Origin of the sequence: Neokomagataea anthophila (genome assembly GCF_018122595.1) — a bacterium.
Lineage (GTDB): Bacteria > Pseudomonadota > Alphaproteobacteria > Acetobacterales > Acetobacteraceae > Gluconobacter > Gluconobacter anthophilus.
This window is the reverse complement of the sequence record NZ_JAGRQH010000002.1, coordinates 127,712-142,861: the sequence shown is the minus strand read 5'-3', so window position 1 is coordinate 142,861 and position 15,150 is coordinate 127,712. Positions and strand designations below refer to the sequence as shown.

12 protein-coding genes and 4 tRNA genes are annotated in these 15,150 nt (G+C 53.2%); 8 read left to right on the top strand and 8 right to left on the bottom strand.

Annotated features, from left to right (window positions below):
• Nucleotides 1-2 precede the first annotated feature (2 nt).
• Together KB213_RS03530 and KB213_RS03525 are read right to left on the bottom strand one after the other, a co-directional pair.
• Complete coding sequence (locus tag KB213_RS03530) at nucleotides 3-1,910, bottom strand: OPT family oligopeptide transporter (RefSeq protein ID WP_211680688.1); 1,908 nt, start codon at nucleotides 1,908-1,910, stop codon at nucleotides 3-5.
• Between the two features lie 93 nt (nucleotides 1,911-2,003).
• Nucleotides 2,004-2,609 carry a hypothetical protein gene (locus KB213_RS03525; protein WP_211680687.1) on the bottom strand — a complete coding sequence of 202 codons (606 nt, stop codon included), beginning with the start codon at nucleotides 2,607-2,609 and terminating at the stop codon, nucleotides 2,004-2,006.
• 124 nt (nucleotides 2,610-2,733) lie between these two features.
• Here KB213_RS03525 and ispH point away from each other — a divergent pair, with 124 nt between their 5' ends.
• From ispH to KB213_RS03500, 5 genes are all read left to right on the top strand, one after another.
• The gene (gene ispH / locus KB213_RS03520; protein ID WP_211680686.1) at nucleotides 2,734-3,753 is read left to right on the top strand and encodes a 4-hydroxy-3-methylbut-2-enyl diphosphate reductase; all 1,020 of its coding nucleotides are present in this window, start codon (nucleotides 2,734-2,736) and stop codon (nucleotides 3,751-3,753) included.
• A 6-nt stretch (nucleotides 3,754-3,759) separates the two neighbouring features.
• Complete coding sequence (locus KB213_RS03515; RefSeq protein ID WP_211680685.1) at nucleotides 3,760-4,719, top strand: homoserine kinase; 960 nt, start codon at nucleotides 3,760-3,762, stop codon at nucleotides 4,717-4,719.
• Complete coding sequence (rnhA, locus tag KB213_RS03510; protein WP_068168806.1) at nucleotides 4,712-5,158, top strand: ribonuclease HI; 447 nt, start codon at nucleotides 4,712-4,714, stop codon at nucleotides 5,156-5,158. Before KB213_RS03515 ends, rnhA begins: the two co-directional genes overlap by 8 nt.
• Nucleotides 5,159-5,256: 98 nt before the next feature.
• Nucleotides 5,257-5,332, top strand: a tRNA-Asn gene (locus KB213_RS03505).
• Between the two features lie 149 nt (nucleotides 5,333-5,481).
• A tRNA-Asn gene (locus KB213_RS03500) sits at nucleotides 5,482-5,557 on the top strand.
• 36 nt (nucleotides 5,558-5,593) lie between these two features.
• Here the strand turns inward: KB213_RS03500 and KB213_RS03495 are convergent.
• Nucleotides 5,594-6,814: an MFS transporter gene (locus KB213_RS03495; protein WP_211680684.1), complete on the bottom strand. Its 1,221-nt coding sequence runs from the start codon at nucleotides 6,812-6,814 to the stop codon at nucleotides 5,594-5,596.
• Between the two features lie 71 nt (nucleotides 6,815-6,885).
• On the opposite strand from KB213_RS03495, the gene gpt reads away from it, so the two are divergent.
• From gpt to KB213_RS03480, 3 genes are all read left to right on the top strand, one after another.
• Nucleotides 6,886-7,392: a xanthine phosphoribosyltransferase gene (gene gpt, locus KB213_RS03490; protein ID WP_068168813.1), complete on the top strand. Its 507-nt coding sequence runs from the start codon at nucleotides 6,886-6,888 to the stop codon at nucleotides 7,390-7,392.
• 50 nt (nucleotides 7,393-7,442) lie between these two features.
• Nucleotides 7,443-7,519: transfer RNA gene (locus tag KB213_RS03485), tRNA-Pro, on the top strand.
• Between the two features lie 43 nt (nucleotides 7,520-7,562).
• Nucleotides 7,563-7,639: transfer RNA gene (locus tag KB213_RS03480), tRNA-Arg, on the top strand.
• 144 nt (nucleotides 7,640-7,783) lie between these two features.
• Here KB213_RS03480 and KB213_RS03475 read toward each other — a convergent pair.
• The 5 genes from KB213_RS03475 to recN form a co-directional block, all read right to left on the bottom strand.
• Complete coding sequence (locus KB213_RS03475) at nucleotides 7,784-9,232, bottom strand: M1 family aminopeptidase (protein WP_211680683.1); 1,449 nt, start codon at nucleotides 9,230-9,232, stop codon at nucleotides 7,784-7,786.
• An 81-nt stretch (nucleotides 9,233-9,313) separates the two neighbouring features.
• Nucleotides 9,314-9,895 carry a nicotinamidase gene (locus KB213_RS03470; RefSeq protein WP_211680682.1) on the bottom strand — a complete coding sequence of 194 codons (582 nt, stop codon included), beginning with the start codon at nucleotides 9,893-9,895 and terminating at the stop codon, nucleotides 9,314-9,316.
• A complete protein-coding gene (locus KB213_RS03465) occupies nucleotides 9,896-11,260 on the bottom strand; it encodes a hemolysin family protein (RefSeq protein ID WP_211680681.1) in 1,365 nt (454 codons plus the stop codon).
• Nucleotides 11,261-11,344: 84 nt separating this feature from the next.
• Complete coding sequence (gene ligA, locus KB213_RS03460) at nucleotides 11,345-13,387, bottom strand: NAD-dependent DNA ligase LigA (RefSeq protein WP_211680680.1); 2,043 nt, start codon at nucleotides 13,385-13,387, stop codon at nucleotides 11,345-11,347.
• Nucleotides 13,384-15,108: a DNA repair protein RecN gene (recN, locus tag KB213_RS03455; RefSeq protein WP_211680679.1), complete on the bottom strand. Its 1,725-nt coding sequence runs from the start codon at nucleotides 15,106-15,108 to the stop codon at nucleotides 13,384-13,386. The genes ligA and recN overlap by 4 nt, the downstream gene beginning before the upstream one ends.
• Between the last annotated feature and the right edge of the window lie 42 nt (nucleotides 15,109-15,150).

The window sequence follows — 15,150 nt, the reverse complement described above, 5'->3', positions numbered from 1 at the left end:
TATCAGGAAGAGCGTGTTTCTTTTTGGCGCAGTGTTTTTACAAACCATAGGATGACTATGGTGAATGCTATGGTGCCCAGCCATGGTTGCATGGTGGTAGGGATTGGTAAGGCTAAGGCATCTGGGTTGCCTGTGCCGCCTGCAATGGCAGCAATCACAACGCCAATAATACTTTCGCCGACAATAAAGCCCGAGGCAATCATGGTGCCTTTTTCTTGCGCGTGATGGCGCAATATGTGGCCGAGAATTGCTCCAACGGTAATGGTGACGGAGACTTCTGGCGGAAGGTATAGTCCGAGACCAACGGCGAGGGGTGGGAGTGCAAGGCTCTTTTTGCGGAGCCCGAGATCTGCGAGGACGAGTGCGATGCCAATGCCGGCACCAATTTCGAGCATTTTCCAATCAAGTGTATGGTTCATGATGCCGGTTGCAATGGCGGACATGAGGGCTGGCTGTGGGGCAGCTAAGACTTGATCGGGGTGCATCCCGGCATGTGGCAGGGGGGCGTTGGCAAAGCCATAGGCCTGATACAAGGTTTGTAAAACCCATGGGATAATAAAAGCACCAGCCACGCAGCCGATTAAGAGGGCGACTTCTTGGCGCCATGGTGTTGCACCGACTAATTGGCCGGTTTTGAGGTCTTGTAAGTTGTCATTTGAAATCGCAGCAGATGCTGTAATCGCGGAGAGAATAAACAAGCCGAACCCAATGGCGATGGGGCGTTGGGCTGCCGTTAGCAGGCCTGTATGTTCCAAGAAGGTCATCATCAATGTGATGAGAATAATGGCAATGATGCCAATTCCGGAAATAGGGGATGAGGACGAGCCAATAATGCCGGCCATATAGCCGCACGCACTCGCGACGAGAAAGCCGATGATAAAGCAAGTGCCAATGCCGAGCAGCACGAGTGTGATGAGGGCGGTATCATGTGCCATGACCGGCCAAAGAAAGTGCGTGAACAGGCCGGCGAGTGTAATGGCGAGGAGAATGGCAAGCCCATTGATAAGGCGTGGTGGTAGGTCTGTATCTGTGGGGTCTTGTGTGGAGCTTCCTGTGCCGATGAGGGCTTCACGGATACCCCGCATGACGGGTTTTGCTAAGGAAATCAGTGTCCACAAGGCCGCAATAGCAATAACGCCGGCACCGATAAAACGTACTTTATGGAGCCATAGGCCGCTTGCTTCGGTGAGTGGATGGGCGTTGGGGTAGAGGTGGCCGAGATATGGCACAAGCACGCCCCATGCGAGGACGACGCCAATTAACATGGCGATGCCCCCGGCAAGGCCGACAAGGTAGCCGGTGCCGAGTAGGGCAAGAGAGAAGCTGCCGCTGAGGCGAAAGGCCGATGCACCGATGCTGCCAGCAAGAGTGAAGCCATCCGATAGAATGCGTAAACCGCCTGTGAGAAATGCGACGAGTGCTGAGACGGTGCTGCCTTGGATGAGGGCGCGGAGGTTTTGGGCATCGCCTTCGGGGGATGAGGCTTTGAGAATTTCGGCGCAGGCTTTGCCTTCTGGGTAGGGAAGGGTGGAGCGGGAAACGAGCGCACGGCGCAGCGGAATGGTAAAGACAACGCCGGTCATGCCGCCGGCAAGTGTGAGGAGTAATGTCTGGAAATAGGGAAATTCGTGCCAGTACCCAACCATAATGAGGCTGGGGAGGGCCGCAAAGACGCAGGATAGGGTGCCAGCGGCTGAGGCCTGCGTTTGGACCAGGTTATTTTCCAAGATGCTGCTATTGCCGAGAATACGCAGCACGACCATGGAAATGATGGTGGCGGGAATAGAAGATGCAAATGTCAGGCCGATTTTAAGGCCGAGATAGACATTGGCCGCTGTGAAAATCACCGTAATGAGGGTGCCAAGAATAACCCCACGGAGGGTTAGTTCGCGGCTTGATGGAGGCAGCATGCCAATGTCCTGTCGTTGTCGTAATAATGCATGTGTTGGCAAAACGGGCCGCTAAGGCGGCCCGATCTGGTGGAGTGAATTTTATGCCAGTGGTTACTGGCTGTTGCTGCGGAAGGCAGAAGGGCGTGGGTGTTTACGATTATAATCCAGCTCATCATGCGTCAGTTGTAGGCCGACTTCGAGCGTATAAGGATTTTCCTGCAAATTATCTGACGCTGGCAGATCAATCAGGCGGAGCTCTGTTTTGGCAGTCTGCGTGCTGACGTTCGGTGCCATGGTAAAGCTATCGTTGAAGGTTTTTTTATCAACGATCTTGCCGTTCTGCATGATAGCAATGAAGTACGGTATTGAGACTTGGTCCTGCGTTGCAGCGGGGCCACGTTCAATAAAGAAGGAAAGGCCAACGCGGGTACGGACCATTTTTTGTTTGTCTGGGCCATCGGGGCCGCGGCTACAATCACCAGAAAGGGCGGTGATTTGGACGTGGCCGCTGAGATTGCGCAGGTCCTGATCTTTCCCGGTATAGGCAAAGCGGTCTGCTGTGCCGGTCGGGATGTCAGTACGTGGGCAAGCCGGGGCAAAAAGGCTTGGATTGGATTCGTCTTCACAGCCTGTCAGAGTGACCATTGCTGTGGTGAGAGCCAGTATGGTGCCAACCATAATGGTTCCTGAGAGTGTGGGGCGCCGGAGGAAAGGCATCTTCGGTTCATTCTCCCAGAAACGTGAAGAGGGATAATAACAAGTGGGCAAGGCGTTGCGATAGAACGCAATCCAGACGATACTGCATCCTAACATATCGAACTACGCCCTTTTGGGGAACACCATGTCAGATCAGACTTTTCTCGCTCCTGAACGTGCTGCTGAGCACGTCTCCTCCACCGAACAGCGGACGCTGCGGGTTTTGCTCGCGGGGCCACGCGGCTTTTGCGCGGGTGTTGACCGCGCTATTCGCGTTGTCGAGGAAGCGTTGCGCCGCTATGGCGCACCCGTTTATGTGCGTCATGAAATTGTTCATAACCGCACGGTTGTGGAAGGGCTTGAGGCCAAGGGTGCTATTTTCGTTGAGGAACTGGATGAAGTTCCTGCCGATGGGCATGTCGTTTTCTCGGCGCATGGCGTGCCAAAAGCGGTCCCGGCTGAGGCTGAGCGCCGTAACCTTCTGTATTTGGATGCTACGTGTCCGCTGGTGTCTAAAGTCCATCGTGAGGCGGAGCGTCACTTCGCGGGTGGTGGTCCAGAGCAGCGCCATATCCTTATGATCGGCCATGCGGGACACCCGGAAGTTGTGGGTACGATGGGGCAATTGCCTCAGGGTGCTGTCACGCTCATCAATGATGCGGATGAAGCGCGCAGCGTGCAGCCGGAAGATCCGGGCCGCTTGGCTTTTATCACGCAGACGACCCTGTCCGTTGATGATACGGCAGAAATCGTTGATATTTTACGGACACGTTTCCCGGATATTGAAGGGCCGCGCCGTGAAGATATTTGTTATGCGACGACGAATCGTCAGGAAGCTGTGAAGGCGATTGCGCCGGAAAGTGATCTGGTCATCGTAATCGGCTCCCCGAACTCGTCGAACTCGCAGCGTCTGCGGGAAGTGGCGGAGCGTTCTGGTGCGCGCCGTGCCCTGTTGGTGCCGAAATTGGCGGATCTCGATTGGTCCGTTCTGGAAGGCGTAGAAACGCTGGGGATTAGTGCCGGGGCATCCGCGCCAGAAACGCTGGTGCAGGAGATGGTTGTTGCGTTGTCTGAGCATTTTGTTCTTCAGATTGAAGAGCGCATTGTGAAGAAAGAAAACGTGAGCTTCCGTTTGCCGGGGCCATTGGCGACAAGCGCTGATTGATTATCCATGGCGGTTTATACGGAGTTCTCGGAGGAGGCGTTAAAGCGCTTCCTCTTGGAGTATGACCTTGGGGCGTTGGTTTCGTTTCAAGGGATTGCGGAAGGTGTTGAGAATAGTAACTTTCTGCTGAATGTGAGCAGCGGGACGTATATTCTCACGCTCTTTGAAAAGCGCATGAAGGCCGATGAACTGCCGTGGTTCTTAGGCTTGATGCAGCATTTATCACGGGCGGGGGTAGTGTGTCCTTTGCCGGTTGATGGTGTGGATGGGCAGGCCTTACGTTCGCTGGCAGGGCGGCCTGCTGTCATCACAACGTTCCTTCAGGGGAAGGGAGTGAAAGAACTCACCCCCGATTTCTGTCAGCAAGTTGGGCGTGCAATGGCGACCTTGCACCGGGCCGGTCAATCCTATGAACCGCAGCGGTCTAATGCTCTGTCGGCAGATGCATGGGGGCCTTTACTGGCGCGTTGTGGTTCTTTCGGTGATTCGTTGGGTGTGGGGTTTGGCGACGAAGTCGCTTCAGCCTTAGAAAAAGTGATTCCGCATTGGCCACAAATGGGCTCTTTGCCGACGGGGCAAATCCACGCAGATTTATTCCCAGATAATGTGTTTTTTCAAGCTGACACCTTGTCTGGGCTAATCGATTTTTATTTCGCCTGCACGGATATTTTGGCTTACGATTTGGCCATTGGGCTGAATGCTTGGTGCTTTGAAGAGCATGAGGGGCAGGTAGTATATCGTCCAGAATGTGCGGCAGCCTTTATTGCGGGGTATGAGCAGATACGTCCATTGGAACGTGCTGAGCGGGATGTTTTGCCAGTGCTTTGCCAAGGTGCCGCGTTGCGTTTTGTGTTAACGCGTTTGTACGATTGGATTAATACGCCAGAAGATGCGTTGGTCGTTCGGAAAGATCCGCGCCCTTATATGCAGCGTTTTCAGCAGTTTTTTAAGGCGGGTCATGTCTGACGTTCAGGATAATATTGTCGATATTTGGACCGATGGTGGCTGCAAGCCTAATCCGGGGCCTGGTGGCTGGGGCGTTTTGTTGAGCTATCGCGGTAAAGAGCGTGAAATGAAGGGCGGAGACCCGGAAACCACGAACAATCGGATGGAATTGACCGCTGCAGCAGAAGCGCTGGAGACGTTAACGCGCCCCTGCAAGGTACGCCTGCATACGGATAGTGAGTATCTGAAAAACGGTATTACGCGCTGGCATACAGGGTGGGTGCGTCGGAAGTGGCGCAATGCTGCGGGTGATCCTGTTGCGAATATGGATTTGTGGCAGCGTATCCTAACGGCAGCAAAGCCGCATGAGATTGAGTGGCTGTGGGTTAAGGGGCACTCGGGTGATGAATATAATGACCGTGTTGACCGTTTAGCGACGGAGGGGCGAGAAGAGCTCTGAGTTTTCGCTCTATAATATGGAGCGTATTAAAAAATTCAAAAAATGACGGAAAGGGGGTTTACGCCTCCCGGTCATTTGGGTAAACACCATCTCGCTGGTCCCGAATAGCTCAGTTGGTAGAGCAAGCGACTGTTAATCGCTGGGTCGTAGGTTCGAGTCCTACTTCGGGAGCCAGCCTTTTTCCTTTTAAAAATAGACTTGTGGTGTTTTAAGGTGCTTCGGCGCCTTTTTTTGTTTTCAACAGGCGCAGGTACCTTTTTGAGAAAAAATGCAAAAAGGGGGTTTACGGCTCTCGGCTGTTTGGGTAAACACCACCTCGCTGATCCCGAATAGCTCAGTTGGTAGAGCAAGCGACTGTTAATCGCTGGGTCGTAGGTTCGAGTCCTACTTCGGGAGCCAGCCTTTTTCCTTTTAAAATAGTAGTCTTTAGCCAGATTACTCTGGCTTTATTTCCTCTAGTCTGTCGAGTGACCACAGGCGTGGGAAAAGTGGTATCCATGCTGCTGCCACAAGGATGGTGCCAATGCCACCGGTAATGACGGCGGCCTCAGGTCCTATAGCTGCACCTATCATACCGCTTTCAAATTCTCCCAATTGATTGCTTGAGCCAATAAATAAGGTGTTCACGGCAGAAACGCGGCCACGCATGGCGTCTGACGTGGCTAATTGTACGAGTGATGATCGGACGACCATGCTGATCACATCGGCTGCGCCGAGTGTGATGAGGGCGAGGATAGAAACCCAAATCGTATGCGAGCCTCCAAAAATGATGGTCGCGACGCCAAAGACGAAAACCGATAAATACATGGACATGCCGCTGCGTCGGCCCAGAGGGTAACGGGCGAGCCATAGCGACATGCCAAGGGCGCCAATGGCTGGAGCCGCGCGGAGTAGGCCGAGTCCCATAGGACCTGCGTGGAGAATGCTTTCGGCATAAACGGGGAGCATGGCTGTAGCGCCACCGAGTAAGACGGCAAACAGGTCCATGGAAATTGCGCCGAGCAGGTCTCTACGTGTGCTTAAGAATGCGAGGCCCGCAAAGACAGAACTCAGTGTGACGGGGTCTTTACTGGCAGCGCGTGTCCTGAGGCGGATGTTGGATGTGCTGATAAAGGCTGCAAGGAAAAGTGCGCTGGTAATACCGTAACTCACAGCGGGTCCAAGGCCATAGAGTAGGCCACCCAAGCTGGGGCCTGCAATGGACGCGACCATAAAGAGGGATGTGACGAGCGATTGTGCTTGCGGCAGTAAAGCCGCGGGGGTGAGGGAGGGAAGGAAGGCTTGTTGGCAAGGCATTTCGAAGCTGCGCAATGTGCCAAGCATAACGCCTAGAGCGTAAATTCCAGCTGGATGTAGTGCGTGGCAGAGCGTGGCAATCGTCATAGCCAGCAAGGTGAGAGCTTCAAGGGCCTGACAGATTTGAACGACGCGCTGTCTATTAAAGCGATCCGCGACATGCCCGGAGATAAAGGTGAGGGGCACCATCGGTAGGAATTGGGCAAGGCCGATATAGCCGAGAGCCGCGACGCTATGCGTCATGTCATAAAGGTGCCACCCGATGGCCACAGCAAGGGTGGATGAGGCGAGTTGGCTGCATAGGCGCGAGAATGCGAGGCTACGGAACCCGGGGATCGTTTTGAAGAGAGACAGTGACATGTTTTCATCATAGTGTTTTTTCTTCAGGAAGCCGATTGCAAATCGGTGTCATGGAGGGCAGAGGAAGGCGCATGACTACTACACAGACACCACAAACCGTTCATTATGCGACCGTAACCTGGGATCAGCTGCACCGGGATGCGCGTTTGCTTGCTTCTAACCTTATGCAGGCTCATGGGCCATTTCGCGGCATCGTTGCCATTACGCGCGGTGGTTTGATCCCCGCGGCGATCTTGGGGCGTGAATTGGGCTGCCGTTTGATCGAGAGCGTTTCGGTCGTCACTTATGCAGCTGAAGAAGGCACGCAGGGCGAGCCAAAGGTCATTAAGTCGCCAGATGCGGCTGGTGATGGCGAAGGCTTTTTGATCGTTGATGATCTTGTTGATTCAGGGGTTACTGCACGTGTTGTGCGTGAGATGCTGCCAAAGGCTGTTTTTGCATGCTTATACGCAAAGCCAGACGGTAAGCCTTTGACGGATCATTATGTGACTGAGGTGTCTCAGGACACATGGGTATTGTTCCCGTGGGATACGGCGCCTCTTTTTGTGCCCCCCCTGGCAAAAAGTGAAAAAAAGTAAAAATACCCCCTTGCGCCCCGAACTGGTTAGGCCTATACACAGCCTCAGTTCGGGGCGTGGCGCAGCCTGGTAGCGCGCTTGTTTTGGGTACAAGAGGCCCCCGGTTCGAGTCCGGGCGCCCCGACCACTAGGAAGCACAGCTTCCTGATTTTGGATGCTGTTGCAACTGTGCGCCCTTAGCTCAGTTGGATAGAGCAACAGCCTTCTAAGCTGTGGGTCGCTGGTTCGAATCCAGCAGGGCGCACCAAAAAACAACTCCCATTTTAATGCACATTAATTGATTTTCGTACAATAGGCGAAAATTTTTATAATGGTTTATTTTCGTGAATTTCTCGTTTGAGATATTAGTCGTTTTGCGGTTGCGTTAAGAACGTACGAGCACGAATGGGCGTTATCTTGGAGAAATGATGTTCTTGGGTTGGCTAGACGGTGTCGTCGATTGTGAAGCTACTCCGAACACCCAATCGTTAAAAATTTGGTGCAAATCGCGCCCGCTGGCTGTTTCCATATCTTTTTCAAAATCTATGCTTGTTACTGTACCGCCAGCATGGGCGCGGGTGTAGCGGCGTATGCCAGACCAGAAGGCTGTGTCACCCAGAGTGGTACGTAAATAATCCATAAAAAGCGCGCCTTTGCTGTATTGAACAGCGCGGCGGATGCCGAGTGTGGGGTAATCTCCATTCCAAGCGAGCGGCTTATCAAAGCCTTTGTTTCTTGCCTTCTCCAATCGTTGCCGCGCGAGGTTAAGTTCCGCATTATAGGCGGCTTGTCCGTAGAGATGCTCCTTCCAGACGGCTGTTATGAAGGTCGTAATGCCTTCATTGAGCCAAAAATCTTGGAGCGTTGCACAGGTTATGAGATTACCCCACCATTGATGGGTGAGTTCATGAATAATGACCCAGTCTTGGGCGGGGTCATTATTCGTTGTCGGTAACTCGTCCATGCCAATGACAGAGTAAGTTGCGGCTTCTTGTGCTTCGTCTCCTTTGACTAGGAGTTGGCTATATTCAGCAACAGGAAGGGGAATGCCTGCTTTTTCGGATAAGAAATGAACCATTTCGTTCGTGCTGGCTAGGCGTCGTTTTAATTCTTCTGCTTCAGCGATATCGCTGAGATAAGTTAACTTGGTCAGTCCGACTTGGTTGGTAACGCTGGCGAAGTGCCCGATAGCAAATCCGTAGAGGTAAGCTGAATATGGTCGGGGTGACTTCCAAAGATGCACTTCGCTACCGTCTGGCTCTATCTGTTTTGATAGTAAGCGGCCAACTGAAAGTGTGTTCATTCCAGATGAAACACGTAGCTTGAGGGAGAAGTCTGCTTTGTCGCCAAATGCATCTTGTCGACAGACCATCCAGTCACAGGCAAAGTAGCTCGTGTAGAGAGCTGTAGCTGAACGTGCGAGGCCACGTGCGGGGTGGCCATGGTAAATGAGCTCAAGTTTTACAGTGTGCCCACGTGGTATTGGGGTAGGCAGGTTAAATGTAAGATTGTCGCCAGTTTGTGTTGAGGATAGAGGTATGCCATCGAGTAAAGCGCTCTCGATTGTCAGGGCATTACGGGTAAAGTCCAAGCGCTGGAGAGCATTACTAACGGCATGTAAAAGAATGGTCTCATGTCCAGAGACGGTTTCGTTCTGGATATCAGGCGTAAGGGTTAGGGTATAACTGGTAACATCAAAATTTGTATTTGGTGTTGTTTTTGCAAAGATATGATTTGCAGATATTAGACCGTTGAAGCTGATGATTGCTGTTAATATAGAGAGGCATCGACGTGAGGCAGGACGTCTGTGCAGATGGTTCTTGAAATCTGGATAAAAACACCATGCAAAATAAAAAATCATAACATCACGTGTTCCATATTTTATGAAAATCACTGCAGATGGGCTATGAGTTGTCGTGTTAGAATGAGAATATACGGCTGTTTATGGTGTATTTGTGGCTGTTGCCGTAGCGAGAGTGACGCCTTGTTTGGTAAGGTTGTTTAGGAGTGGTGATGGATCGTCCTGAAGTCCTTGTACGGCATCGGTATAAAGCGTGACGTGAAAGCCGCATTCTAGGGCATCATGAATGGTCGCGTTGACGCAAACATCTAAGGCTAAGCCGCAAATATGCAGGTGCGTGATCTTTAAGCCTTTGAGTAAGTTTTCTAAGCCTGTTGTGTGAAGGCGGTTATTATCAAAAAATGCGGAATAACTATCACAATGAGGGTCTAGGCCCTTATGTACGATGTGATGGATGGTGCCGGTGTGTAGGTTTGGAGGGAATGCGGCTCCCGCTGTGCCTGCAATACAGTGTGCAGGCCAGTCACCGCTTTGCTCTTTGAAAGAACAGTGCTGGGGCGGGTGCCAATCTTTGGTTGCGATGACGGTGTCCCAAGGCTGTGCGAGTAAAGCATTGATGGGTTGAATGATGATATCACCGCGGGGAACGGCTAAGGTGCCGCCGGGTAAAAAATCATTTTGCACATCAATAATAATCAGAGCAGAGCGTTCTGAAGCTGACATTTACGGGCGCTCCTTGATGGCATTGAGGCGTGTCACGAGGAGTTGGTTAATACGGAAGCCATCAACATCGACCACTTCGAAGCGGCAACCAGCGGCATCGACTCTGTCGGTCTTGCGCGCCATACGGCGCAAGCGGTTCATGACGAAGCCGCCAATAGTATCGAAGTTCTGTGCATCATCGAAAACGGGGATATCGAGTTCACGGATGACATCTCCGATGGGGGCAGCCCCGTCAATGAGCCAAGAATTATCATCGCGCCGGACAATAGCTTGTTCTTCAAAGGGGCTGACGAGGCCATCCATGAGGGCGCCCATGATATCTTTATAAGTAATGAGGCCGACAACGAGGCCATATTCGTTAACAATGAGAGCAAAGCCTGCACCGTTGACGTCAAACTGCGCTAATGTTTCCCAAAGGTTTAGCGTGTCTGGCAATGACAAAACATCACGGCGCATTTTGAAAATTTGATTGGTGCCTGGCGTGGGGAGTTCCGTGTCTTGAGGCTTATCAACCACCGCAACTAGTACGTCTTCGGCACGAATAGAACCGATGACATGGTCTAGATCACCATTACATAAAGGGTACCGTGAATAGGGGCGTACGCGGACTTTATCGCGCTGTGTTTCTGGTGTTTCTTGGACGTCCAGATAAACAATTTCATCACGTGGTGTCATCGCGGAGGTGACAGAGCGATCTTGCAGGCCGAGCACGTTCTGAATCATCTGGTGCTCTTCTTCGAGCAAGATGCCAGAGGCTGTGCCAGCGGCAAGAATAGCGCGTAGATCTTCTGGTGTGACGGGCTCAACCGTCGCCGTTGCCGGAATTTTTAAGAAACGCAGTAGAGCATCTGAGATTTTGGAAAAGACCCAGACAGCCGGATACAGGACCTTGAGGGCAATGGCCGGGAACCAGCCAACCTTTAGGGCGATGCGGTCTGGCGCGTTCATAGCGATACGTTTGGGCAGTAAGTCTGCAAAAAGAACAAACAAGCCCGTGATGAGAATAAACCCGAGCGCGGCACCGAGCTGATCAGACAAGGTACTAGACAGGCCACAGGCTTTTAAGGCGGCGGCAAGTGGTGCGCTCAGCATTGAATCGCTGATGATACCGCCTAAGACACCAACGGCATTCAAGCAGATTTGTAGGACTGTAATGACCTGCCCACTATTCCGGCGGAGCTTTAAGAAGGCAATCGCCCGTGGATCCCCGGCATCTGCTTTTGAGCGCAGGCGGACGTCTCGCGCTGCGGCAAAGGAAATCTCTGAAAGAGAGATAAGGATTGATACGCCAATAAGAATAATGGTGGCGATCAGGCCGAGGATGAACAGGCCGACATGCGGCTGCGAAAGAGTGGGGCTAGGCATAGGGCCCCTTATATAACGTGGTTTCTAAAAAAGATGGTTGTTTTTGTGTCGCAGGCCTTCAGATTAGCGGTTAAGGGCAGGGAATTAGATCCCTGCGAGGTCTCGCCAGCCTTGTTCATCGAGCGTTTCAAGGCCAAGATCTGCGGCTTTTTTAGCTTTTGATCCGGCTTTTTCTCCGAGCACGACCAAAGATGTTTTTTTTGAGACACTGTCGGTCACTTGTGCGCCGAGGCGTTCAGCAATCGCTTTTGCCTCTGGGCGGGTCATGGTGGTTAGAGTGCCTGTGAAGACAATAGTTTTTCCAGAAAGATGTCCCTCAGTTGGAGCCGCTTCTGGTGTGATCTCATGGAGGGCGCTGCGGAGGTCATCGAGCGTTTCGACGTTATGAGGTTCCCCGAAAAAGGCGACGAGTTCTTCAGCGATGGCATCACCAATACCCATAATGGCGCCGAGGGTCGCGCGCTCTTCGGTGTCGGGGCGTGCGGCAATCATAGTGTCGCGCCATTGTTCGAAGGTTTTGAAATGCCGGGCCAACATTTGTGCATTACGCTCCCCGATTCGGCGTATGCCCAGACCGAAGATGAGGCGAGAGAGTGCGATGGTGCGGCGCTCTTCAATCGCGCGTTGCATATTGTCAAAGGATTGGGGGCCCCAGCCATCAAGCGCCAAGATTTCGTCTTTGCGTTCTTCAAGGCGGAAGATATCGCCGGGGCGTGTGATAAAGCCGCGCCGGTGAAAGTCTCGGATGCTTCGTTCTCCGAGGCCGTCAATATCGAAGGCATTGCGTGACACCATGTGAATGAGGCGTTCGACCGCTTGTGCTTCACAGGTTAAGCCGCCAGTGCAGCGTCTTACGGCTTCGCCAGTTGGGCGTTCTGCATGGGATCCACAGACGGGGCAGTGGTCTGGGAAGATAAAAGCAGGGCCGCGTTCCGTATCGGGGGAAGGATCAACTGGGCCTAGAATTTGGGGGATGACGTCTCCAGCGCGTTGAAGTCGGACTTTATCCCCAATGCGTACATCTTTACGGGCAATTTCATCTTCATTGTGCAGGGTGGCTTTAGAAACAAGTACACCGCCGACATTGATCGGCTCAAGATGAGCAACGGGGGTTAAGGCACCCGTACGTCCGACTTGGATTTCGATGGAGCGTAGGATGGTGATAGCTTGTTCTGCGGGAAATTTCCACGCTATGGCCCATCGTGGTGCACGGCCGATAAAACCGAGGCGCTCTTGCAAAGCAACGTCGTTGAGTTTGAAGACAATGCCGTCAATATCGTAACCGAGTAGGGCGCGTTCTTCGGCCAAGTGCTGGACGTAGGTGGGGATCTCGGATGGGTGATCCAGTCGTTTGGAAAGGGGATTCACGGGGAAGCCCCAGCGCTCCAGTGTTTTGAGATAATCTTCATGCGTATTGCTGACCGCAGCGGAGCGGTGGCCGAGGGCGTAGGCAAAAAGAGAGAGCGGGCGTGTACGTGTGATGTTTGGATCAAGCTGCCGTAAAGACCCTGCGGCGGCATTGCGTGGGTTGGCGAACAGGCGTGCGCCGCGGGCCTCTTGCTGTTCATTGAGCGCGAGAAATGCGTCTTTGCTTAAAAAAACTTCGCCACGAATTTCGAGCAAGTCAGGAGCATCATCGGGGAGTGTATCGGGGATGGCGCTAATGGTACGTAAATTGGCGGTAACGTCTTCGCCTTCTAGCCCATCACCGCGTGTTGTGCCGCGTAAAAAACGTCTATTTTCATAGGTCAAGCTAATGGAGAGGCCATCAATTTTTGGCTCTGCCATAAAAGAGAGGCTATTGGCCTCGGTTTCTGACAAGCCAAGAAAACGCCCGGCACGTGTCACGAATGCTGAGAATTCTTCCTCGTTAAAAACGTTATCGAGAGAAAGCATTGGAACAAGGTGGCGATATTTGCCAAAGGCACTATCAGGAGCGGCGCCGACGCGCGTACTGACGCTATTTTCGTTTTTGAGGCTCGGCTCTTGTTCTTCGAGCGCCTGTAATTCGCGGCGGGCAGCATCATATTCCGCATCATTCACTAACGGCGCATCGTCGTGGTGGTAAGCTGTATCCCATTGAGCAATCAGTGCTTCGAGTTCTGCGTGGCGATGGGCGTTGGTCATGATACAGGTTCCAGCAGGCTGTCTGCTGCAGCGCGGGCAGCATCGGTGACGACATCCCCTGCCAGCATGCGTGCAATTTCTTCGCGGCGTTGTGTGTGTGACAACGGCTCTGCGGTGGTTTCGGTTCGGTTGTCTGTAATGCGTTTGGCAATACGTAAGTGATGGTCACCACGCGCGGCAACCTGTGGGCTGTGCGTTACGACTAAGACTTGCCCACTCTCGGCGACCTTGTGCAGACGGTCCCCAATGGCGGAAGCCGTGGCACCGCCAACGCCGGAATCCACTTCATCAAAAACAAGCGTGCCGACGGCACTACGTTCTGCCAAGACGACTTTGAGAGCCAGCATGAGGCGCGATAGTTCACCGCCTGATGCGACTTTGGCGAGGGCCCCAGCGGGCTGGCCGGGGTTGGCTGCAATGCGAAACGCAACGTGTTCCATGCCGGTGCGGGACCAGCGTGCAGGGGCCAAGTTGGTCAGTACAACGCTAAAGCGGGCGCGTTCCAGTTTGACCGGTTTGAGTTCACGGTGGACGGCTTTTTCGAGGAGTTGTGCGGCTTTTTTACGCGCTGCTGAGAGTTCGCCCCCCATGTGCTCAAAGCGTATTTGTGCGTCTTTTAGGGCGTGTTGCAGGCGGGTGAGTTCTGCTGTGCTGTTGTCGAGTGTCTCGAGTTTGTGGCGGAGCGTATTGAGAAAGGAAGGAAGTTCTGCAACGGAAATATTGTGTTTGCGTGCTTCGGCTCTTAGGGCAAACAGACGTTCTTCTGTTTCTTCCAGCAGGCGTGGGTCAGCCATCGTGTCTGCTGCGAGGCGGGATAAGGATGTTTCCGCTTCGGCCAAGGCTTCTTCGGCGCGGTCTAGCGCTTCAAGAGCGGCTTGGGCTTGCTGTGCATGGGCCGTAGTGCTCGCCCCCTCTTGTTCGTTTTCGCTGAGAGGGGAAAGGCGTTGAAGCGCACGACTGGCGGAGCGTAGAGCCGTGGCAGGTGTAGCGGAGCGGCGGTCACGCGGGGTAAGCTCTGCAAGAGCTGCTGCGACCGCTTCTTGGCGCCGTTCGTCATGTTGTAATGAGATTCGTAAGGCGGCGAGCTCGTTTTCCTCGCCTTCTATTGGGGCAAGGCTTTCTAGGTCATTGACGGTAGCTCGAAGCCATTCTTCTTCACGCGTTGCTTCGGTGAGTGCGCGTTGTGCGGTCTCTAATGCTTTGTGTGCATCGGCCCATTCGGTATGAGCTTTGGCAACTTTTTTGCGCAAAGTCATCGGCACGCCGAATGTATCGAGCAAGTCTAGGTGGCAGGTTTCATCTGCGAGGCCCATTTGCTCATGCTGCCCCTGAATTTCCACGAGTTGGGACGCGATGTTGCGCAGCAATGTGATGCTGATCGGCTGGTCGCAAACATAAGCACGGGAGCGGCCGTCCGGTAGGACGACGCGCCGAAGTGTTAGGAGATCATGCTGAGGATCAAAGCCAAGGCTGTGCTCTGTTAAAAGAGCAAAGACGGGGTGATCAAAGGGTAAGTCAAAGGTGGCAGCCACACTCGCTTGTGTCGCGCCGGAGCGAATGAGGCCCGCGCTTGCGCGCTCGCCCAATGTGAGGCCCAGACTATCCAAAAGAATGGATTTACCTGCGCCAGTTTCGCCTGTGAGAACGGTCAGGCCCTGATGCAGGGCGAGATCCAGTTTCTCGATCAGGACGACGTCGCGGATCGAAAGATGTGTCAGCATGACGCCGGTATCAGTGTTGCTGCAGCGCGTGGGGCGCGCTGC

Excerpts from the sequence above, each read along its gene's own strand:
- KB213_RS03525 (WP_211680687.1), bottom strand. The coding sequence starts at position 2,609 with ATGCCTTTCCTCCGGCGCCCCACACTCTCAGGAACCATTATGGTTGGC.
- rnhA (WP_068168806.1), top strand. The coding sequence starts at position 4,712 with ATGTCTGACGTTCAGGATAATATTGTCGATATTTGGACCGATGGTGGC.
- KB213_RS03470 (WP_211680682.1), bottom strand. The coding sequence starts at position 9,895 with ATGTCAGCTTCAGAACGCTCTGCTCTGATTATTATTGATGTGCAAAAT.
- KB213_RS03495 (WP_211680684.1), bottom strand. The coding sequence starts at position 6,814 with ATGTCACTGTCTCTCTTCAAAACGATCCCCGGGTTCCGTAGCCTCGCA.
- KB213_RS03515 (WP_211680685.1), top strand. The coding sequence starts at position 3,760 with ATGGCGGTTTATACGGAGTTCTCGGAGGAGGCGTTAAAGCGCTTCCTC.
- gpt (WP_068168813.1), top strand. The coding sequence starts at position 6,886 with ATGACTACTACACAGACACCACAAACCGTTCATTATGCGACCGTAACC.
- recN (WP_211680679.1), bottom strand. The coding sequence starts at position 15,108 with ATGCTGACACATCTTTCGATCCGCGACGTCGTCCTGATCGAGAAACTG.
- KB213_RS03530 (WP_211680688.1), bottom strand. The coding sequence starts at position 1,910 with ATGCTGCCTCCATCAAGCCGCGAACTAACCCTCCGTGGGGTTATTCTT.
- KB213_RS03465 (WP_211680681.1), bottom strand. The coding sequence starts at position 11,260 with ATGCCTAGCCCCACTCTTTCGCAGCCGCATGTCGGCCTGTTCATCCTC.
- KB213_RS03475 (WP_211680683.1), bottom strand. The coding sequence starts at position 9,232 with ATGATTTTTTATTTTGCATGGTGTTTTTATCCAGATTTCAAGAACCAT.
- ligA (WP_211680680.1), bottom strand. The coding sequence starts at position 13,387 with ATGACCAACGCCCATCGCCACGCAGAACTCGAAGCACTGATTGCTCAA.
- ispH (WP_211680686.1), top strand. The coding sequence starts at position 2,734 with ATGTCAGATCAGACTTTTCTCGCTCCTGAACGTGCTGCTGAGCACGTC.